Source organism: Paenibacillus sp. JJ-100 (assembly GCF_948329825.1).
GTDB lineage: Bacteria > Bacillota > Bacilli > Paenibacillales > Paenibacillaceae > Paenibacillus.
The window spans coordinates 421,068-440,226 of record NZ_CAOJCM010000002.1 but is presented as its reverse complement, the minus strand read 5'-3'; the positions used below and the strand labels follow the sequence as shown (position 1 = coordinate 440,226).

The 19,159-nt window shown below is 45.9% G+C and carries 23 protein-coding genes; 22 read left to right on the top strand and 1 reads right to left on the bottom strand.

Features of this window, described 5'->3' with window-relative positions:
- Positions 1-80 precede the first annotated feature (80 nt).
- The 19 genes from trpD to PQG66_RS08500 all read left to right on the top strand — a co-directional run bounded on the left by trpD (position 81) and on the right by PQG66_RS08500 (position 16,183).
- Positions 81-1,103 carry an anthranilate phosphoribosyltransferase gene (trpD, locus tag PQG66_RS08590; protein ID WP_442955086.1) on the top strand — a complete coding sequence of 341 codons (1,023 nt, stop codon included), beginning with the start codon at positions 81-83 and terminating at the stop codon, positions 1,101-1,103.
- Complete coding sequence (gene trpC, locus PQG66_RS08585) at positions 1,093-1,884, top strand: indole-3-glycerol phosphate synthase TrpC (protein WP_272037277.1); 792 nt, start codon at positions 1,093-1,095, stop codon at positions 1,882-1,884. Before trpD ends, trpC begins: the two co-directional genes overlap by 11 nt.
- On the top strand, positions 1,881-2,618 hold the full coding sequence (locus PQG66_RS08580; protein WP_272037276.1) for a phosphoribosylanthranilate isomerase: 738 nt from the start codon (positions 1,881-1,883) through the stop codon (positions 2,616-2,618). Before trpC ends, PQG66_RS08580 begins: the two co-directional genes overlap by 4 nt.
- On the top strand, positions 2,615-3,811 hold the full coding sequence (gene trpB / locus PQG66_RS08575; protein WP_272037275.1) for a tryptophan synthase subunit beta: 1,197 nt from the start codon (positions 2,615-2,617) through the stop codon (positions 3,809-3,811). The genes PQG66_RS08580 and trpB overlap by 4 nt, the downstream gene beginning before the upstream one ends.
- Positions 3,811-4,617 carry a tryptophan synthase subunit alpha gene (trpA, locus tag PQG66_RS08570; protein ID WP_272037274.1) on the top strand — a complete coding sequence of 269 codons (807 nt, stop codon included), beginning with the start codon at positions 3,811-3,813 and terminating at the stop codon, positions 4,615-4,617. The genes trpB and trpA overlap by 1 nt, the downstream gene beginning before the upstream one ends.
- A 46-nt stretch (positions 4,618-4,663) precedes the next feature.
- Positions 4,664-5,764, top strand: coding sequence for a histidinol-phosphate transaminase (gene hisC, locus PQG66_RS08565; protein ID WP_272037273.1), 1,101 nt, complete (start codon positions 4,664-4,666; stop codon positions 5,762-5,764).
- Between the two features lie 27 nt (positions 5,765-5,791).
- Positions 5,792-6,886, top strand: coding sequence for a prephenate dehydrogenase (locus PQG66_RS08560; protein ID WP_272037272.1), 1,095 nt, complete (start codon positions 5,792-5,794; stop codon positions 6,884-6,886).
- Positions 6,887-7,570: 684 nt separating this feature from the next.
- Positions 7,571-8,164, top strand: a complete 594-nt coding sequence (locus PQG66_RS08555; protein ID WP_090917194.1) for an RNA polymerase sigma factor — start codon at positions 7,571-7,573, stop codon at positions 8,162-8,164.
- Positions 8,161-8,796, top strand: a complete 636-nt coding sequence (locus PQG66_RS08550) for an anti-sigma factor family protein (RefSeq protein ID WP_272037271.1) — start codon at positions 8,161-8,163, stop codon at positions 8,794-8,796. The genes PQG66_RS08555 and PQG66_RS08550 overlap by 4 nt, the downstream gene beginning before the upstream one ends.
- A 43-nt stretch (positions 8,797-8,839) precedes the next feature.
- Positions 8,840-9,439, top strand: a complete 600-nt coding sequence (locus tag PQG66_RS08545; RefSeq protein ID WP_272037270.1) for a histidine phosphatase family protein — start codon at positions 8,840-8,842, stop codon at positions 9,437-9,439.
- A gap of 246 nt (positions 9,440-9,685) precedes the next feature.
- A complete protein-coding gene (locus tag PQG66_RS08540; RefSeq protein WP_272037269.1) occupies positions 9,686-10,804 on the top strand; it encodes a hypothetical protein in 1,119 nt (372 codons plus the stop codon).
- A gap of 45 nt (positions 10,805-10,849) precedes the next feature.
- On the top strand, positions 10,850-11,356 hold the full coding sequence (locus PQG66_RS08535) for a gamma carbonic anhydrase family protein (protein ID WP_272037268.1): 507 nt from the start codon (positions 10,850-10,852) through the stop codon (positions 11,354-11,356).
- A 23-nt stretch (positions 11,357-11,379) separates the two neighbouring features.
- On the top strand, positions 11,380-11,559 hold the full coding sequence (locus PQG66_RS08530) for an IDEAL domain-containing protein (RefSeq protein ID WP_017687723.1): 180 nt from the start codon (positions 11,380-11,382) through the stop codon (positions 11,557-11,559).
- Between the two features lie 183 nt (positions 11,560-11,742).
- Positions 11,743-12,150, top strand: a complete 408-nt coding sequence (locus PQG66_RS08525; protein ID WP_272037267.1) for a DUF2487 family protein — start codon at positions 11,743-11,745, stop codon at positions 12,148-12,150.
- A 192-nt stretch (positions 12,151-12,342) separates the two neighbouring features.
- Complete coding sequence (locus PQG66_RS08520; protein WP_272037266.1) at positions 12,343-12,885, top strand: QcrA and Rieske domain-containing protein; 543 nt, start codon at positions 12,343-12,345, stop codon at positions 12,883-12,885.
- A gap of 15 nt (positions 12,886-12,900) precedes the next feature.
- Entirely contained in the window at positions 12,901-13,572 is a 672-nt protein-coding gene (gene qcrB, locus PQG66_RS08515) for a menaquinol-cytochrome c reductase cytochrome b subunit (RefSeq protein WP_017687726.1), read from the top strand.
- Positions 13,573-13,594: 22 nt separating this feature from the next.
- Positions 13,595-14,479 carry a menaquinol-cytochrome c reductase cytochrome b/c subunit gene (locus tag PQG66_RS08510; RefSeq protein ID WP_272037265.1) on the top strand — a complete coding sequence of 295 codons (885 nt, stop codon included), beginning with the start codon at positions 13,595-13,597 and terminating at the stop codon, positions 14,477-14,479.
- Between the two features lie 141 nt (positions 14,480-14,620).
- Entirely contained in the window at positions 14,621-15,247 is a 627-nt protein-coding gene (locus tag PQG66_RS08505; RefSeq protein WP_272037264.1) for a DUF1405 domain-containing protein, read from the top strand.
- A gap of 66 nt (positions 15,248-15,313) precedes the next feature.
- Positions 15,314-16,183: a sporulation protein YpjB gene (locus tag PQG66_RS08500; RefSeq protein ID WP_272037263.1), complete on the top strand. Its 870-nt coding sequence runs from the start codon at positions 15,314-15,316 to the stop codon at positions 16,181-16,183.
- Positions 16,184-16,309: 126 nt separating this feature from the next.
- On the opposite strand, the gene PQG66_RS08495 is transcribed toward PQG66_RS08500, so the two are convergent.
- Entirely contained in the window at positions 16,310-17,179 is an 870-nt protein-coding gene (locus tag PQG66_RS08495) for a YitT family protein (RefSeq protein ID WP_272037262.1), read from the bottom strand.
- Between the two features lie 174 nt (positions 17,180-17,353).
- Here PQG66_RS08495 and PQG66_RS08490 point away from each other — a divergent pair, with 174 nt between their 5' ends.
- The 3 genes from PQG66_RS08490 (at position 17,354) to dapB (ending at position 19,155) form a co-directional block, all read left to right on the top strand.
- Positions 17,354-17,683, top strand: a complete 330-nt coding sequence (locus PQG66_RS08490) for a nucleotide pyrophosphohydrolase (RefSeq protein ID WP_272037261.1) — start codon at positions 17,354-17,356, stop codon at positions 17,681-17,683.
- A 50-nt stretch (positions 17,684-17,733) separates the two neighbouring features.
- Positions 17,734-18,258, top strand: a complete 525-nt coding sequence (locus PQG66_RS08485; RefSeq protein ID WP_272037260.1) for a tetratricopeptide repeat protein — start codon at positions 17,734-17,736, stop codon at positions 18,256-18,258.
- Positions 18,259-18,351: 93 nt separating this feature from the next.
- The gene (gene dapB, locus PQG66_RS08480; protein WP_272037259.1) at positions 18,352-19,155 is read left to right on the top strand and encodes a 4-hydroxy-tetrahydrodipicolinate reductase; all 804 of its coding nucleotides are present in this window, start codon (positions 18,352-18,354) and stop codon (positions 19,153-19,155) included.
- The last annotated feature ends 4 nt before the right edge of the window (positions 19,156-19,159 follow it).

Sequence of the window (19,159 nt, the reverse complement as noted above, 5' to 3'; positions counted from 1 at the left end):
AGAGACTGAACATGAACTTGAATCCAAGCATAAATAACGAAAGCGTACTGACTAAACCGCTGATTTCGCATCAAGAAGGAATGAAGCAAGGGCTTGCAAAAATTTTAGAAGGCCGTCATTTGGAGCAGGAAGAGGCGCGTGAACTCATGTATTCAATCATGAAGGGTGAAGCTACTCCTGCTCAAATCGGTGGGTTGTTGATGGGGCTACGTATGAAAGGGGAAACGGTAGAAGAGATTACTGGTTTCGCTCAGGCTATGCGCGGGCAGGGCGGACGAATTCTGACAGATGGCAGAGGTTTGCTGGATACGTGCGGAACTGGCGGATCAGGTATTCACAAATTTAACATTAGTACGGCATCCGCAATTATTGCGTCAGCTGTATCCGTGCGAGTCGCTAAACACGGCAATCGTTCCGCCTCAGGTAAAGCAGGCAGCGCAGATGTATTGGAGGCGCTTGGGGTTAATATTCACTTGAATGGAGAGCAGGCCAGACAGTGTCTGGATGAGATCGGCATCTGCTTCTGCTTTGCCCAGGTCTATCATCCCTCCATGCGCCATGCAGCTGCACCTAGAAAGGAACTTGGCGTACGAACCATTTTCAACATGCTCGGCCCATTAACGAATCCTGCGGGAGCAGATCGACAGCTCCTCGGTCTGTATGACCGATCACGAACACCAGTTATTGCAGAAGTGCTTAGCCGTCTTGGTTTGAAACGAGCGCTGGTCGTTGCCAGTCATGATGGACTGGATGAAATTAGTATCTCTGCGCCTACTCAAGTTTCTGAGCTGCGTAATGGTGAAGTACAGACCTATGATCTAGATCCGCGAGATGTGGGCCTGTCTCTACATCCACTTGAAGCAGTGCTTGGAGGAGATGCAGCACAGAACGCCGAAATTATACATCGAATCTTCCAGGGCGAGCGCAGTGCTTATCGGGAAGTCGTGCTGTTGAATGCAGGAGCATGCATTTATGTATCCGGGCTGGCAGACAGCATTGCAGAAGGTGTCAAACTTGCTGCTGAAGCAGTAGACTCAGGTAAAGCGGCGAGTAAACTCGAGCAGTTAATTCATACAACGGAGGCGTACAATCATGTATCTTGATCGAATTGTAGCAACAAAACATAAAGAAATGCAGGTTCTAGCAGAGTCTTTTAACATGAAAGAAGCCATGGAAAAAATTGAACAATTACCAGGTACACGGGGATTTGAACAGGCATTATCGAGTAGACGTAATCGGAGATTGGGGTTGATTGCCGAAGTGAAGAAGGCTTCCCCGTCGAAAGGGTTGATCCGTCCTGATTTTCACCCCGTCGATATTGCTTCTGCATATGAGCGCGCGGGAGCTGACTGCATCTCCGTCCTGACGGATGTCTCCTATTTTCAAGGCAGTAACGAATATTTGAAGGCTGTTCATCAAGCCGTTAACATCCCACTGTTGCGTAAGGATTTTATTATTGACGAGAAACAGATCGCTGAAGCTAGATTGCTCGGGGCCGATGCTGTTTTGTTAATAGCTAGCATTCTCACACCACAGCAGATTCGGCAATATCTGGATTTTGCTAAAAGCATCGGACTGGATGCGTTGATCGAAGTTCATGATCGTACTGAACTGGAAACGGTGCTGGAGATTCCGGAGGCGACACTGGTTGGTATTAATAACCGGAATCTCAAAACATTCGAAACCAGTCTAAACACGACCCTGGATCTAATGGCGTTAATCCCATCTGGCGTAACACTGATCAGCGAGAGTGGAATCAATGGTGCGGAGTCTACGAAACCCTTGATAGAAGCAGGTGTACACGGCATTTTGGTTGGTGAACATCTGATGCGCAAAGACGATGTTGAAGCTGCTGTCTATGATCTGATGGGGCCTAAACAATGAGCAATGCTAAATATGATGATTCAGGCAATGGTTCCTTTGAACAAGGAACTGTACAGCCAGCGGCCGTAAAAATATGTGGACTTCAGGACGTTGAAGTGCTAAAATCTATGATAAACTTGCCTGTGGATTATATTGGTGTTGTATTTGCTAACTCTCGCCGCCGTATTACTCCTGAACAGGCAGCTGAATTGAAATCGGTGTTGTTCGAGTGGTCAGTGAATGAGCGTCCGAAGCTTGCAGGTGTGTTCGTGAATCCGACGATGGAAGAACTGGAGCATGTGATGGAAACCGTGTATCTGGATGTCATCCAACTGCATGGTCAGGAACGTGCTGAATTTTGCCAACAGGTGAAAGAAAAATGGAATGTGGATGTATTCAAGGCGGTTTCTTTCTCGAAAGACGAAACGGCGCACAATCAGGACGAAATTGCATTGCAGAAGTTGGATACCTACGTGGGATGCGTAGATACAATATTGCTCGATACGTTTGATCCGTTATATGGTGGGGGTTCAGGCAAAACATTTGCCTGGGATCGTATACCTGCCTATGCTGAATGGGCTCATCAACATCGTATTTCGATGTTTGTTGCAGGCGGGCTTGCAGTCGATAATGTACAGGAATTACTACAAACATACAGACCTTATGGTGTAGATGTATCAAGCGGCGTTGAGACAGAGGGTCTTAAAGATATCACTAAAATCAAAGCATTTGTAGAAAGGGTGAAGCAGGCATGACGCATCAATTGCCAGACCAACATGGACGTTTCGGTACCTTTGGAGGCCGTTTTGTTCCTGAAACATTAATGAACGCACTAATTGAACTAGAAGAAGCATACAGCCGCTTCTCTGTAGATGAAGAGTTTAACAAGGAACTGAATTACTTGCTGAGTGAATATTCTGGACGGGAGACACCGCTTTATCACGCAGAGCAATTGTCCCGTCATCTGGGTGGACCCAAAATCTATTTAAAACGCGAAGACTTGAATCATACCGGTGCACATAAAATTAACAATGCGATTGGACAAGGACTACTTGCCAAACGGATGGGCAAAAAGAAAGTGATTGCGGAAACTGGTGCCGGGCAACATGGTGTTGCGACAGCGACAGTAGCCGCGTTACTCGGGCTGGAGTGCAAAGTGTTTATGGGCGAGGAAGATACCGAGCGTCAGCAACTAAACGTTTTTCGAATGAAATTGCTCGGAGCAGAAGTCATTCCGGTGACATCAGGAACCCGTACATTGAAGGATGCGGGTAACGAAGCACTTCGTTACTGGGTTAGCAACGTAGAAGATACATTTTATGTACTGGGATCTGTTGTTGGGCCACACCCATATCCAATGATGGTGCGAAATTTCCAACGTGTGATTGGGGATGAGACACGCCGTCAGATTCAGGAGATCGAAGGACGATTGCCGGATGTTATTGTAGCGGCTGTTGGTGGCGGAAGTAATGCGATTGGTATGTTCTATCCTTTTATCGGTGATCAGGATGTAAAATTGGTCGGTGTTGAAGCGGCAGGTAAAGGTGTGGATACCGATTACCATGCGGCAACGATGACCAAAGGTACACATGGTGTGTTTCAAGGTTCTATGAGTTATCTGTTGCAAGATGAATACGGACAGGTGCAACCGGCACATTCCATCTCTGCAGGTCTGGATTACCCGGGAGTGGGACCAGAGCATTCTTATCTGAAAGATATTAAACGAGCGCAATATGTTCCGATTACGGATCAGGAAGCACTGGATGCTCTGCAACTATTAAGCCGCACAGAAGGCATAATACCAGCGCTGGAGTCCGCTCACGCGGTTGCTCAGGTCGTAAAGCTGGCACCTGAACTGACAGCGGATGATGTTGTTGTCATCTGTCTTTCTGGACGTGGAGATAAAGATGTGGAATCGATTATGAAATATACGGGAGGGAACTTGTAATGAATCTGATGGACCAAACCTTCCAGCGACTAAAGGAACAAAATCGCACGGCACTCATGCCTTTTCTTACTGCTGGTGATCCGGATGTGGATACCACCATTGATATCATCAAGACACTTGAACAGGCCGGAGCCGACATCCTGGAACTGGGTGTCCCCTACTCTGATCCCTTGGCCGACGGTCCTGTCATTCAACGTGCTTCTGAGCGCGCATTAAAAAGTCAAATTACCATTCATACCGTGATGGATATTGCAGTCAAAGCGCGTGAGGAAGGTGTGAAAATACCTTTTGTTCTGTTCACGTATTACAATCCGGTACTCCAAACGGGGCTCGATGTTTTCTTTGACGAGTTGGTCAAACACGATATCAGCGGTATAATTATCCCGGACTTGCCGATTGAGGAGGCAGCAGATATACGTCGCCGTTGCGATGAGGCTGGAGTTCATTTAGTGCCGCTCGTTGCTCCTACATCGAACGCAAGAATGGAGCAGATTCTCTCCGGAGCGCGCGGGTTTATCTACTGTGTTTCATCCCTCGGTGTAACCGGCGAACGTGCATCATTTTTTGATGGAGTAGAAAAATTTATTGAAACGGTAAAAAGCTTGACTGACCTGCCTGTTGCCATAGGATTTGGTATCTCCAGTCACGAACAGGTCGCTCGTTTCTCCCGTATCTGTGACGGTGTTATCGTTGGAAGTGCCATTGTACGGCAGGTCGAAGAGGCCCTTCCGCTCCTTGAAAATGAGGCTACTCGTGAAGCGGGACTGTTGCAAATTCGTAACTTTGTGGCACAATTAAAAGGATAACCAAGTTCAGACGAACTGTAATTTTGAACAATAGGAGGCGGTCAAGTTGAAACCGAAATCCCAGATTGTTGATCTCCCCGTGTATAAGCCGGGCAAACCGATAGAAGAAGTGAAACGAGAGCTGGGGCTGGAGCAAGTCATCAAGCTGGCCTCCAATGAGAATCCGTACGGCAGTTCGCCTGCTGCACTTGAAGCAATTACGAAGGAAATGGCTAACGTCAGCGTCTATCCTGATGGAAGTTCTGTTGAACTGACGGAAGTACTTGCTGAACATTTGGGAGTAGAGCGAAGCAATCTGATTTTTGGATGTGGGTCCGATGAGATTATAGCGCTGATTACTCGAGCTTTTTTCCTCCCTGGGGATGAAACCATTATGGCGGATCAGACCTTCTCCGTATATAAGAGCAATGCAGACATTGAAGGTGCAGTAACGATTGAGGTGCCTTTGAAAAATGGAACCCATGATCTTCCAGCCATGCTGGCGGAAATCAATGACAAAACCAAAGCTGTCTGGATATGCAATCCGAATAACCCTACAGGTACGATTGTTACTGAACAGGATCTGATCACTTTTATGGATCAGGTGCCTTCCCAAGTGATGGTTGTACTGGATGAGGCTTATTATGAATTCGTCACGGATGAAGCTTATCCACAAAGCATTCCACTGATTGATCGTTACCCGAATCTGGTCGTGTTGCGCACGTTTTCTAAAATTTACGGTTTGGCATCTCTTCGTATTGGATACGGTATTGCCCGTCCAGAGGTCATTGATCTGATTAACCGTGTACGTGAACCGTTTAATACCTCCCGTTTTGGGCAAGTTGCGGCCAAAGCTGCTCTCCAGGATCAGGCATTTGTACAGGAGTGTTCTCAGCGTAATGCCGCAGATCGGGAATGGCTGCAGAATGAATTTTCCCGACTTGGCTTACGTTATTTCTCATCACAAGGGAATTTCATTTTGGTTGATGTAAATATGCCTTCCCTCACAGCGTTTCAGTCCTTGCTTAAACAGGGCATTATCGTGCGCTCGGGCTTTCACGTCTATCCAACTTATATTCGTGTGTCTGTGGGGACGGCGGAGCAGAATCGTGCTTTTATAGCAGCACTGGAGAACACACTGGCAGAGAGTGAGTCAGCCCGCCCTTAATACTGGCGATGGAAAGAGTGAGGATCAATGACATTAAAAATTGCTATGATTGGTGTCGGGCTCATCGGCGGTTCACTTGCGCTTTGCTTTAAAGGCAAGCCAGGGATCACCGTGGTGGGTTACGCACATTTGGAAGAATTAAAGGACAAGTACATAGCCAGCGGGGTTGTGGATGCTGCGACCCTCTCTCTGGAAGAAGCGGTGCAGGATGCCGACTTCATTTTTTTGTGTGTGCCTGTTGGTCTACTTGAATCTTATTTGAAACAATTATCCCGATTGCCACTGAAAAAAGGCTGTATCATTACAGATGTTGGCAGTACAAAAGCAACGATTGCAGCTTGTGCAGAGCATGTGCAACTTACCGATGCCTATTTTATAGGTGGACATCCGATGGCAGGCTCGGAACGGGCAGGTGTGGACGCAGCCTCTGCCGTATTATTTGAAAATGCCTATTATGTCCTTACTCCGTCCGCGCAAGTGCCTGAGGAGGCTTACCGTCGCTTGTCCGATCTGTTGGCACATACCCGTGCCCAGATTGTTCGAGTAGAGCCTTTGCTCCATGACGATATTGTTGGGGCAATCAGTCATCTGCCTCATGTTATCGCCGTTGCTCTCGTGAACCAGGTACGTGAGTACAATGAAACGAATCCACTCTATAAGATGCTAGCAGCAGGCGGTTTTCGAGATATTACACGGATTGCATCCAGTGACGCTATTGTATGGAGAGACATTTTGCTTAGCAACCGGGGAGTTTTGCTGGAACTGCTGAAGGATTGGAACGATCAGATGATGTCATTTACCGCTATGTTGGAACAACAAAATGGTGAAGGCATTGAGAAGGTGTTCCGTCAAGCACGCGAGTTCCGTAGCGTTCTGCCTGAGCGACGCAAGGGTATGATCTCACCTTTATTCGATCTCTATACAGATGTGCAGGATGCTCCGGGTATGATTGGCAAAATTGCAACAGAGCTTGGAGCGAACGACATCAACTTGAGCAACCTGGAAATTATCGAAAATCGGGTAGATGTGCCGGGGATCATGCGTTTGTCATTTCGTCAGGAAGAGGACATGGAACGGGCGAAGACATTGCTGGATTCTCTCGGATATCAAGTCTGGGTTTAGGCAAGGAAAGAGGGCGGTTGCCCTCTTTTTTTTGTGTTAATTCAGTATAAATTGTTTTAATCAGATCATAAAAAAGATGGAGATCATGCGCACGGCGTACGGCGTAATCTAACATTACAAATAAATGTAATCAAAGTGTTGACAAAATGAAAACGGATACATATAATAAAAGTACAGTATGGTTTCTCTCCACTCCTATCCAATAACTGTATTGCTCCACGTGAGCAATGGCCGCTTATGAAAGCGGTCTTTTTTTTTGTCTAAAAAGAAAATATATTTGTTAAACGAGCTTATAAAGTTACAAAAATAAAATTTTTATAAAAAAATCATATCATTTTTGTAACCTTTTTGAGACTTGTTACGTCTATAGGATATAAGGCTTTTTAATAAGCTCTTTCAAGAAGTCATGACAACGAATCTAGTCGCATATGAATGTCAAATCGGGTAAAAGTGGATAGCAATGGATTTGCCAGGAGGATGCAGACCGTTGTACAATGTTACTGTTATGTAAAAACGTTGGGGAAATTGCCATTACATAGGGGAATTTGGCGGAAGGGCCTTTATTGGCGCTGTACGCCTTTTTTATGCGGTCAAAACCGCAACTTTTTAATGCCTGTTCGGTAATATATGCATAGAGTCGAACGGGGAGAAGCACATGGATGGGCGAGGAGGGGTCGCACTCAAATGACGGATTCCCAGTTGATTCGAGAGATCAAGGAAGGTAACGTGGAGTTATATTCCGAGCTGATGAGTCGTTATCAGCGTAAAATACTGGCTTTCGTATATCATATGTTGAAAAGTTCCAATATGGAGCTGCTGGCAGAGGATCTTTGTTCTGAGACATTCTACAAGGCGTTCCGAAGTTTACATTCTTTCCGTGAGGTGGACGCTTCATTCTCCACGTGGTTATACACGATTGCGAGAAATACAGTATTGAGTGAGCTCCGCAAACAGCGTAGTGGAAATGTTCCGCTCGAAGAGAGCGGTGTAGTTCCGGTGGCTCCTATGGAGAATGCACCGGAACATGCTGTACTACGCAGCGAGCGTGTCATGCTTGTAAGGGATGCGATTAACAATCTGCCAGAGAAGCAACGCTCTGCGATTATACTTCGTGAGTATGACCAGCTAGACTACCAGGAAATTGCGGGTATATTAGGACAGAGCGTCAGTTCTGTAAAATCACTGTTATTCAGGGCAAGATCAAGCGTGAAAACACAGTTGGAGCCTTATTTCTTCGAGCCGATGTACGAGCCATATGAAGGGATGAAGAACCGATGAATTGCAATGAAGCCCAGGAACTGTTTGCACTGGTCTGGGATTTGCCGGACTCTCATCCGCAGCGAATTGCGTTTAAAGCACATCTCGCTGGTTGTGAAGAGTGTTCTGAGCAGTTTGACGTCTGGGAGGAAGCCCAGATATTACTGCATAGTATTCCGGTTCCAGTGACAGAACAGCAGGCAGAGAGAGTCAACCGAAACGTGATGGACCGGATTTACATGGAGTCCCCATGGTTATTGCCTGAAGAGGCGAAGGTTAATCGTTTCTCTGCCGTGATCCGTAAACATATGTCTTTGTGGATTGCGGCGTTCCTGGCCATTTTTTTATGCAGTTTCTTGTACATGGCGATGTTTAAGCCAGAGGTATCTGAGGCTGAAAAATCCAATGCCATGACAACGGGCATACTTGAAACTGGGGTTGCCGGAAGTACATCGTCATCCTCAGGATTATACAAGTACAACATTCCGCAGGCAGACCAAGGGAGCATCATTGAACCTTTTGTTGTAAGTATGAGTCCAGCTTATCCGCAGTACTGGATGGCTCTATCACTGCTTGCCATCGGGATGGCTTTATTTTCACTTGGACGCATGCATAGGTCAACGAATAAACGGAAACAAGGTGTGCGTGCGTAGGGTAGACAACCTGCGTTTGCCTAAGGAGAAATGAGGGATAGACGTGCGAATTGGACTTGTTCGTCATGGTCTCACAGATTGGAACGCGGCTGGCCGTATACAGGGTCAGACTGATATTCCGTTGAATGAGGTAGGTCGAAATCAAGCGGAGCGGCTTGGTATACGACTGCAGTCTGACGATTACCATTGGGATTATATTGTGACGAGTGGTTTATCTAGGGCACAAGAGACAGGTGAGATTCTTTCACGGATGCTTCATGTACCTATGCTTGAGCCAGACGCACGACTGAAAGAAAGAGGTTTTGGTCAGGTAGAGGGCCTCACTTCAGATGAGAGAGTTGCTCGCTGGGGGGAATCTTGGGATACACTTGATCTGGGGCAAGAGCAAATCAAGGACATTCAAGTGCGAGCACTAGCTTTTTTGAAGGACCTATGGTCTGCATACGCTGAGCAAAATGTACTTATCGTGACGCACGGTGCTTTTCTTGCTAACCTGTTAGCTGCGTTATTTCAAGACCAATACAACGAAAGAATAGGGAACCTGTCGCTGACCGTTTTGGAAAAAGAACAAGGTGACTGGATTCCGATTTTATACAACTGCACACAACATCTGTCTATGGAAGCTGCCGAACAATCTGAGTGAACAATACTCAGGTTGTTTTTTTTTATACTATTTGCCTTGATCTACGAGAATGAATGGCGGGTAGAGACTCTATCGTACTCTTTTTCTTCTGTTTGAATAATTGGAAGCATATGATGGTGTAAAACAAAAAAAATGCAAAAATAAGGTTTAGATTGTGCAGAATCCGTCAACCCTGTATACAAAACCACATGGTTTCAGGCCTTAATCAGCAGCCTGTAAACTGTGAACGGGCGAGGCGATGAACCCATGAATCTAGCAGATATGCTGACTTTTGCTGATATTGGTCAGCTTAACCGAATTGCAGACTACTATCAATGCGAATGCAAGCCCAACTCCAAACATGAACTCATCCAGAGCATCCTCACGACATTGGGCAGTAAACCTTTCTTTGAGCAGCAAGTGCGACAATTGGATCGAGCAGATCAACGTTTTCTGAACAACTTGTTATTTGATCCACGCCAATATTTTGGCATGGAGGAGCTCATCGCCATAGCCCGCCAATCGATGGATAAAAAGGAGAGTGAGACAGGTACGAATCCACGAGATCTGATCATTCGCTTTACCAAGAGCGGTTGGCTCTTCAATGGTACTACACAGCAAACAAGATATCTCTACCGGGTTCCAGAAGATTTGAAGCTAAGGTTTAGAGATGTACTATCAACTCATTTACGAGCAGGTATTGTCAAAACAACAGAGCCTTCCATGTATCGGGAGGAATATCATCTGATGGCGGACGATCTGAAGTTGTTCCTGAAGTTTGTACAGCAACATGAGATAGCGGTGAATGCGGAAGGCATGATGTACCGTCGATCTCAGCAACAGCTGATGGAGCATCTGTATATTTCTGAGGAACTGGTAGGCAGAGCCGGATGGCGCTTTGGGTATGGTCGCTCTTTCAAGGATTACCCTGACCGTTTTGCATTGTTGTATGATTACGCCTATCATCACCGGTTCATTCGTGAAGAGCAGAACTTGCTCAGACTGACGGCGGCTGGTGAAGACAAGCTGAATGCCGAGAATGCAGCCGAAATGATGCAGTTGTTTCGGTTTTGGTTAAGACTGTATAAAGGTGCTGTTCCAAATCTGACCTCGATTGTGTATTGGACAGGTGAATGTGCCGGCGAGTGGTCGACGATGGAATCACTGTTCGAGCAAATAGGTCCTTTTATTCAGCCTTTCTACTATGATGATCCAGAAGACATTTATAACAAGCGGATCATCAAAATGATGCTTCATCTAGGGTTAATACGAACAGGTGAGCATGACCAAGGCAAGACAGTGCAGATGACGACTTGGGGTTCCAGGCTTGCCGCATCTTGTCGATCTCTCTCAACTGAGGTTATACCAATTGCGTTTGACAAGTGAAGGACAAGTTGCTACAATCACTCCCAAAATGAAGGAGTGATATGAATGATAATTCCATACAATGGTATAAAACCACAGTTACATCCTTCAATATATATAGCTGAAGGTTCGAAATTGATAGGTGATCTGCAGATGGGGGAAGAGTCTTCTGTTTGGTTCAATGCAGTCCTTCGAGCTGATTTGGCACCTATTAAGATTGGAAAGCGCTGCAATATTCAAGATAATGCTGTAGGACATGTGAACACCAATCAACCTCTCATACTGGGAGATGAGGTCTCTGTAGGACATGCTGCAATCATTCATGGTTGTATCATTGGAACGGGAGCGCTGATTGGCATGGGAGCCATTATACTTAATGGCGCTGAAATTGGTGAGTATTCACTGATTGGAGCCGGTTCTGTGGTGACTGAGAATAGTAAAATTCCGCCCTATACTCTCGCTTTGGGTACGCCCGCAAGAGTGATTCGTGAACTGACTGAAGCTGATCTGCAGCGGATGTCCAGAACTGCACTGGGTTATGTGGACAAAGGAAGAGAATATAGGAGCTCTTAAATCCGTTTTGGAGGTGCATCCTATTGGATAAAATGAAAGTTACGTATGAAGTCATGTTGGGGCTGGCAGCTGAGATGGTTTGGGACGAGGCGCTTCGCAAACAGCGGAGTGAGAAGCTTTATTTGGAGATCGACAAAGCGTTGGCGACCGGAGACGAAGTAGCTTTCCGGAGTCTTACGGATGAACTGAGGACGATTAATTAACAGATCAATGACGGATCATATAGAATTAAAGCTTGATGAAGAAGGAATGCGCTGCCGCGTGTTCCTTTTTTTAATATACGTTTCCAAAAAACAAAATGAAATCTGGCTTTATACCACATGCTCATATATAATATAGGCATAAAATGGATAGGAAGGGGATATAGGGAATTGAAATTCAGTGAGATGAATCAAGACAGCTGGGCTGAACTGCAACTCTATCTGGATACATGCCTCGTTCCATTCACGGCTATGAGTGGTAAGCTATCACCGGTTGAAGCAACGGAAGCGCTGGAGCGGTTGCGAGATTTTTTGGATATGGTCGAGATTCCTTTTAAAGGAAGGATTATGACCTACCCAGCATATCATTATAGTAGTACGGAAATGTCAATGACATTAAATACCTTATCAGCTGAACTTAAAGCTTCGGGATTCAAATATGTGGTTATTATGACAGCAGATGGGTCATTTGAAGGCGTAGAAGTTTCCAATGCGGACTTGATTTTAAGTCACAAAGATCTCCTTCAGAACATGGAAAACAAGGATATTGCTCAATATGTTGGGGAATGTATACGAAATCTATGGAAAAAGTGACGTCTTGATGACAAATGTGACAAATTTCCAACAGTTTTTAATAACGCTTACACCAGAAGCTTAAAAATGTGTGACAAATTCTTGACGGTGTTCTAGGGCTACTATATGATTATGTATGTTCTAGTAAGTCGTGGAATTTCTGAAAATGAAACCGATTGAGAGAGTTGGCTGAAAAAGGGGGTTGGAGACAGTATGAGCAGTGAGCATGACCAGCACGAAGCCTCGATTAAACCGCCAAGCAGAATGGAAATGTCTCGCAGGCAGTTTTTGACGTACACGCTTGGTGGAGCTACAGCCTACATGGCCGCCGGTGCAATTCTTCCTATGGTCCGTTTTGCGGTGGACCCCATTTTACAGCATAAGGGAGAAGGAGCCTCTGTCAAAGTAGCTGAAATCAGCAAAATTACAAATGAACCTCAAGAATTTACGTTTGAATTGAAACAGCAAGACGGCTGGTATTTGAGTAATGCCTCGCTTGTGGCCTGGATTCGCAAGGATGAACAAGGTAAAATTTATGCGCTTTCACCTATCTGTAAACATTTGGGATGTACAGTGGGCTGGAATAGCGACAAGAATTACCCGAATGAGTATCATTGCCCTTGCCACGGCGCGCACTATGACAAGGAAGGGAAGAATCTTGCCGTAGCCCCGAAACCGCTGGATGAATATGTGGTCAAGGAAGAACAAGGTTGGGTTTATCTTGGCGAGATTGTTCCGAACACCCGAGTGAAATAGGAGGCGTGAATGTAGATGTTTAAAAATGTCTATGACTGGATTGATGAACGTCTTGACATCACGCCAATCTGGCGGGACGTTGCGGATCATGAGGTGCCAGAGCACGTTAACCCGGCTCATCATTTTTCCGCATTCGTATACTGTTTTGGCGGATTGACGTTCTTTATCACGGTAATTCAGATTTTGTCAGGCATGTTCCTGACGATGTATTATGTACCCGATATTATTAATGCTTATGCAAGTGTTGAGTATTTGCAAACGAAAGTAGCTTTCGGTCAGATAGTACGTGGTATGCACCATTGGGGAGCCAGTCTGGTTATCGTCATGATGTTTTTACATACGATGCGTGTTTTCTTTACAGGCTCTTACAAGGCTCCGCGTGAGATGAACTGGGTTGTCGGCATGCTGATTTTCTTCGTCATGCTGGGTCTGGGTCTGACAGGATATTTGTTGCCTTGGGATAACAAAGCTTATTTTGCGACAAAAGTAACACTGGAGATTGCCAACACCGTACCTTGGCTTGGACCGATTATCAAAGAATTCCTGCAAGGGGGAACAATCGTTGGCGCTCAGACACTAACAAGGTTCTTCGCATTGCACGTTTTCTTCCTCCCTGCGGTACTTCTGGTGCTTCTGGTCGGACACTTTATTATGATCCGCAGACAAGGCATTTCCGGACCACTATAAACCAAAGAAGGGAGGAAACGTAATGGCTCACGGGCACAAGAATAAGGATGAGGAAAAGATTATCTTTGTCGGTGATTCACGGGTTCGCAAAGGTTCGGGGTTTATTACTCCGCCCGACTATACGGCTTACCCCGGCAAATCAGAAGCTTTTATTCCTAACTTCTTGCTGAAGGAGTGGATGGTTGGTGTCGTTGTATTGGTCGGCATTCTAGTGTTGACCATCTCTGAACCTGCACCTCTCGGTTATCCGGCCAATCCAAGTGCATCAGTTATTCCGATGCCGGACTGGTACTTTCTTTTTCTCTATCAGTATCTGAAATACCCATATGCATCCGGAGATTATGTTCTACTCGGCGTATTGGGTGTTAGCGGCGTTGCATTTGGAGCTTTGCTTCTGGCTCCCTTCCTGGATACGGGAAAAGAACGTCGATTCTACAAACGTCCTATTGCTTCTTCTTTAATGATGCTGTCCATAATTTCAGTGTTCTATCTGACAAACGTAGCCTGGACTCACTATAAGCATGAGCTTGAAGCGACGGGTCAGAAGCCAGAGCATATTCAGCGGGAAGAGGAAGCCTTGGAGAAACATGAACAAGGGTTACCTACTTCAAATGCACCAGGACAGAAGGAAGAAGTTGCGATTGTTGACAAGGATAATCCTGCAATGGAAACGTACAAAAAGGCCGGCTGTATTGGCTGTCACGCAGCTGATATGAAAGGCCAAGGGAACGCACCTTCACTTCGAGGCGTCGGCGATAAGCATAGCCAAGAGGAGATTGTGACGATTATTAAAGACGGTTATAATGGAATGCCTCCAATGTATGAGCAAGCCATAGCCCAAGGTGTAACGGATGAGGAGATTACTCATCTGGCTGAATGGCTTGCGAAACAGAAAGCGGAACAGTAAAATCGAATTAATGAGAAAACCTGATCGTAATGCGGTCAGGTTTTTTTGAAGTCTTTTGGAGAAAACGTGGTATTGAGTTAGCAATTGAGGATTTAAGAATTTAAGAATGAGTGAAGCAAGAAGAAAGAAGGTGCAGTGCACGTGGCTTTATCGTTTTTTTGGAGCAAGGAATTTCTGACCAATCGGTACTTCCTATGGCTTTTATTCTGGTGTAATGCGCTAGGCACAGTATACGGCTATATCTGGTATGGCGAGCAGATGAAACTGACGCTAGCGCAGCAGCCTGCATGGCAGATCGTATTTGTACCAGACAGTCCGACAGCAAGTCTGTTTTTTACTTTAGCTCTTTTGTGGGTGTTGTATCCGGTCAAGTCGGTAGTTCTTCAGCGGATCGGACATGTCATTCAGGCTCTTGCGGTTGTAACCTCTGTGAAATATGGGGTATGGGCCGTATCCATTATTTTTGCAGGCTGGGCTCAAGGAGGCACGCAGCATTGGCAAGACTGGATGTTAATTGCTTCCCACAGTGCAATGGCGATTGAAGCGCTGATCTTTGTACGGTTCTTTGGGTTCCGTTGGTTGGCATTAATCGTGGCAGGTCTATGGACACTGCTGAACGATACAATGGATTATACATATGACATCTACCCGTGGCTGCCTGCAACGATGTATCAGCATGTAGATGCTGTTCGTAATTTTACATTTACATTAACCATCGCCAGTATTCTCGCTGCGTGGCTTGCGCTAAAACAGGCCAAAAGAGCATAAGCTTACACGTTTAGCTTGTTCTAACCGACTATCCCTCGCCATACATTGATGATGGGAGGGATGTCCATGACGAGAACATTCAGGAGTATAACGGGATGGCTGGCGGTATCACTCATGGCTCTGCTGCTTTGGACAAATACTTCATACGGGGTGTCAGCGCAAAGTGATGAATCTATTCCAAATGTGAACAAGAAAGTGTCCTCAAGTTATACCATTGCACAATTAAATGAAGAAGCTGCTGTACTATATCGCCGAGTGCTCGAAAATAATATGGAGGAAGTACGCGCAAGTATTACACGGATCAGTAACAGTCTGCAGCACATCTCATTCGAGGGTCAAACTTCGGTAGAGGGTATTCATGCGCTGTCAGAAACAGTGGTGGAAGTCAAGGAGGCGGCAGTCAAATTCAAATGGGATAAAGATTTCCTTCAGCAGGCTTCGGCCAAGCTCAGACTTGCAGCCGATAGTCTAGCGAATTCGGCCAAACCGCTCTGGCTCCAATATTATAAGATTGTGAAGAGCGATCTGGACGCGTTCTCGCTGGCAGCTAATGAGAACCAGAGTTCAACAATTCTGGCCAATCGATACGCTGTACTTGAGGAGCATTATGAAACGATACGTCCGGCAGCCATTATTCGGCTTGAGCCATATCAGATCGTACAAATGGATGCGTGGTTATCCCATCTCAAAGGTCTGTCGAATGCAAAGGTATCTGATACAACGCAGCTCAGGAGTATGATTGCTCATGGAGAAGAGCTGGTGAATCAATTGTTCGGACGAGAGAAGGATGAGAGTGCGTTTGTACCATTTGTTCAGGGTCCGGACCGCCGTGTGGCTGGACTAGTGATCAGTTCAGTAATTGTAGCTGTTCTCAGTTATGCGGGGTATCGGAAATATCATGCCCAGCAGAATGATATTTTTACATATCGTCACTAGGGATCAGTTCGTATTCTAGACAAACGTCTGTGAATCTGGAAAAGCCTCTTGCCGCACACAGTAGCCCATCTTGGCCTGGAATGCTGGAAGAGGTTTTTTGTTATGTTTTATGAACCAGAGCAGGCTTCAGCTTTCTTTGAACCCTTCACCATGAACATCGTGCACATCGTTAATTATGACAAACGCTCTAGGATCAATGGAGCGCACGATGGTCTGGAGCCTACGAAATTCTTGTCTGGAGATGACACAGTAGGCCATATGTTTTGCTTGTTTGGAGTATGCACCGATGGCTGGGATGAGCGTAACGCCTCGATCCATATCCTTCGTGATTTGATCCGCTATTTCGGGAGCATGGTCACTGATAATCATGAAAGCACGAGCAGAATAAGCACCTTCCTGAATGAAGTCAATCACTTTGGATGCGATAAATACGGCTACAAGCGTATAAAGAATTTTTTCCTTGGGAATGTAGATGAGTGAAAGTCCGATAATGACAAAGTCGATGCCTAACAGCACACGCCCCATACTCCAGCCATATTTACGGTTCAGGATCCGTGCGATAATGTCTGAGCCACCTGTCGTTCCACCCCAGCGGAAAACGATACCAAGGCCAGCTCCAAGGGTCACACCTGCGTACAAAGCGGCCAAAAGAAGGTCGTTCTCCGTATGTAAAGGTTCAATCCAGCCCTGAATGATCAGTTTCTCGAACAGCCATAAAAATGCCGTCAGTGCCCCAACCCCGATGCCAGTGTAGATCATCTGTCTGCCGCCCAGAACTTTAAGGCCAATGAGAAACAGCGGAACATTAAGGATCAATGTGGTCAGTGAAGGAGAAACACCGAAGGCATAGTTAATCAATACGGTGACACCGGTAAGTCCGCCTTCCATCAGTTGATTCGGTATAATGAAATAAAGTAGCCCGAAGGCATACAGGGCTGTACCCAGTAGAATAGGTAACACGAGCTTTAATTGAAACCACGTTTTGGCAGTGCTCATAAGATCCCTCTCTGTAATTGGATTAGAATGTGGAAGCAATCCTTCCCATCCTTAGTATACCTATTTCTATGGTCATTAAAAACGAATTTGTGCCGGATGATGGTGGAAGTGAACCTAAATAACTGATATTATTATGAACAAACACGACACCAGATAGAAGGGGAACCTGCTCTCATGGAAAAAAGTATGGCGGAAATGCAGCGTGAGGTTGATCTCTATATTTCCCAGTTCAAAGAGGGGTATTTCAGTCCTTTGGCCATGCTGGCCCGGATGTCTGAAGAGGTTGGGGAGCTTGCCCGTGAAGTGAATCACGAGTTCGGTGAGAAACCGAAGAAGGCTTCTGAAGCTGAGAATTCCATCGAACTTGAACTTGGCGATATTTTATTTATTACCATTTGCTTTGCAAACTCGCTTGGTATTGATCTGGCCGAGGCTCATGATAAGGTCATGCATAAATTTAATACCCGCGACGCAAATCGGTGGACTCCAAAACACACCGATTAGGCGTAAATTACATATGCTGTACCATCACCCGCACGGGGAGGGTCAGCTTGATGATGAAACCGGAAGATTATATGCAGCAGGCATATCGCTGTATTTTACAAAATGATTTTGAGCAGGCCATTCGCTGGTTCGAAGCGGCCATTCATGCTCACCCGGAACATGCCGAGTTGTATTATCGCTGTTCTATTACGCACGCCCGCAGTAAACATCTACTTCCTGCGCTGGAATATGCTCGCAAGGCGGTAGAACTGTCTGAAGGCACTGAAGAATATAGGCTTCATCTGCAGACACTTGAGGCAAAGCAGCTGATCATCAAGGCGAAATTGTTGCTAGAACAGTCTGCAAAAGAAACATCCAAGCCGTATGTTGAAGCGTCTATGCTTTTGCAAGAAGCGATTAGGTTAGATCCACTTTCTGTGGAAGCTTATGTGATGCTGGCGTTGGCCTACAGTGATCTGAATGAATATAGAAGTGCGCTGCAGGTGCTGCAAGATGCCATATTGCTTGATCCGCAGAATGGGCAGTTGCAACAGATGTTACAGGAAACGAAGCAACGTATGAGATCCATGCAATAATATTGATCTTCACATTCAAGCGATTGGATGGGGGAGAGCAGCATAGGTTGAATACATTAGATGAACTAATTTTTGTGAGGAGATGCAGCTAAGATGAGTGAAGTGATAAGAGTTGCCGTGATCGGAGCGGCTGGCCGAATGGGCCGTGAAGTGGTAAAGCTGGTATTACAGGATCCAGAACTGGAGCTTTCAGCCGCTGTCAACCGCTCCGGTGTTGGCACGGATGCAGGAACACTTGTAGGATTGCCAGAGTGTGGTGTGCTGGTAACGGATGATATTGAGATGGCTTTTGCCGAAACCAAACCGCAGGTCATGGTTGATTTTACAGTGCCTCAATTCGCGTATGCTCATACGGAGATTGCAATCCGCCATGGTGTAAGACCTGTCATGGGGGTTACCGGCTTCACGCCGGAGCAGATTGAGCAATTGGACAAGCAATGTCAGGAGAAAGGGATTGGCGGGCTGATCGCACCGAACTTTTCAATTGGCGCAATCTTGATGATGCGTTTTGCAGCACAGGCTGCCAAACATATGCCTAACGTGGAGATTATTGAATATCATGGCGATCAGAAGCTGGACGCTCCATCAGGTACTGCAATCAAAACAGCAGAACTGATCGCAGCCAATCGTGAGGAGATCCGTCAAGGAAATCCGAATGAGGAAGAAACGATTGAGGGAGCACGCGGGGGCTATTACAACGGATTCCGCATCCACAGTGTGCGTTTACCAGGAGTATTTGCGCAACAGGAAGTTGTATTCGGTGATTACGGACAGTCGCTGAAGATTCGGCATGATTCATATGAGCGTGCTGGTTATATGCCAGGAGTCAAGATCGGTATACAGAAGGTGCTGGAATATACAGGACTCATCTACGGCTTTGACCACTTTATTGACTAAAGGA

Excerpts from the sequence above, each read along its gene's own strand:
- trpD (WP_442955086.1), top strand. The coding sequence starts at position 81 with ATGAAGCAAGGGCTTGCAAAAATTTTAGAAGGCCGTCATTTGGAGCAG.
- trpC (WP_272037277.1), top strand. The coding sequence starts at position 1,093 with ATGTATCTTGATCGAATTGTAGCAACAAAACATAAAGAAATGCAGGTT.
- PQG66_RS08580 (WP_272037276.1), top strand. The coding sequence starts at position 1,881 with ATGAGCAATGCTAAATATGATGATTCAGGCAATGGTTCCTTTGAACAA.
- trpB (WP_272037275.1), top strand. The coding sequence starts at position 2,615 with ATGACGCATCAATTGCCAGACCAACATGGACGTTTCGGTACCTTTGGA.
- trpA (WP_272037274.1), top strand. The coding sequence starts at position 3,811 with ATGAATCTGATGGACCAAACCTTCCAGCGACTAAAGGAACAAAATCGC.
- PQG66_RS08560 (WP_272037272.1), top strand. The coding sequence starts at position 5,792 with ATGACATTAAAAATTGCTATGATTGGTGTCGGGCTCATCGGCGGTTCA.
- PQG66_RS08555 (WP_090917194.1), top strand. The coding sequence starts at position 7,571 with ATGACGGATTCCCAGTTGATTCGAGAGATCAAGGAAGGTAACGTGGAG.
- PQG66_RS08550 (WP_272037271.1), top strand. The coding sequence starts at position 8,161 with ATGAATTGCAATGAAGCCCAGGAACTGTTTGCACTGGTCTGGGATTTG.
- PQG66_RS08540 (WP_272037269.1), top strand. The coding sequence starts at position 9,686 with ATGAATCTAGCAGATATGCTGACTTTTGCTGATATTGGTCAGCTTAAC.
- PQG66_RS08535 (WP_272037268.1), top strand. The coding sequence starts at position 10,850 with ATGATAATTCCATACAATGGTATAAAACCACAGTTACATCCTTCAATA.
- PQG66_RS08525 (WP_272037267.1), top strand. The coding sequence starts at position 11,743 with ATGAATCAAGACAGCTGGGCTGAACTGCAACTCTATCTGGATACATGC.
- PQG66_RS08520 (WP_272037266.1), top strand. The coding sequence starts at position 12,343 with ATGAGCAGTGAGCATGACCAGCACGAAGCCTCGATTAAACCGCCAAGC.
- qcrB (WP_017687726.1), top strand. The coding sequence starts at position 12,901 with ATGTTTAAAAATGTCTATGACTGGATTGATGAACGTCTTGACATCACG.
- PQG66_RS08510 (WP_272037265.1), top strand. The coding sequence starts at position 13,595 with ATGGCTCACGGGCACAAGAATAAGGATGAGGAAAAGATTATCTTTGTC.
- PQG66_RS08500 (WP_272037263.1), top strand. The coding sequence starts at position 15,314 with ATGACGAGAACATTCAGGAGTATAACGGGATGGCTGGCGGTATCACTC.
- PQG66_RS08495 (WP_272037262.1), bottom strand. The coding sequence starts at position 17,179 with ATGAGCACTGCCAAAACGTGGTTTCAATTAAAGCTCGTGTTACCTATT.
- PQG66_RS08490 (WP_272037261.1), top strand. The coding sequence starts at position 17,354 with ATGGAAAAAAGTATGGCGGAAATGCAGCGTGAGGTTGATCTCTATATT.
- PQG66_RS08485 (WP_272037260.1), top strand. The coding sequence starts at position 17,734 with ATGATGAAACCGGAAGATTATATGCAGCAGGCATATCGCTGTATTTTA.
- dapB (WP_272037259.1), top strand. The coding sequence starts at position 18,352 with ATGAGTGAAGTGATAAGAGTTGCCGTGATCGGAGCGGCTGGCCGAATG.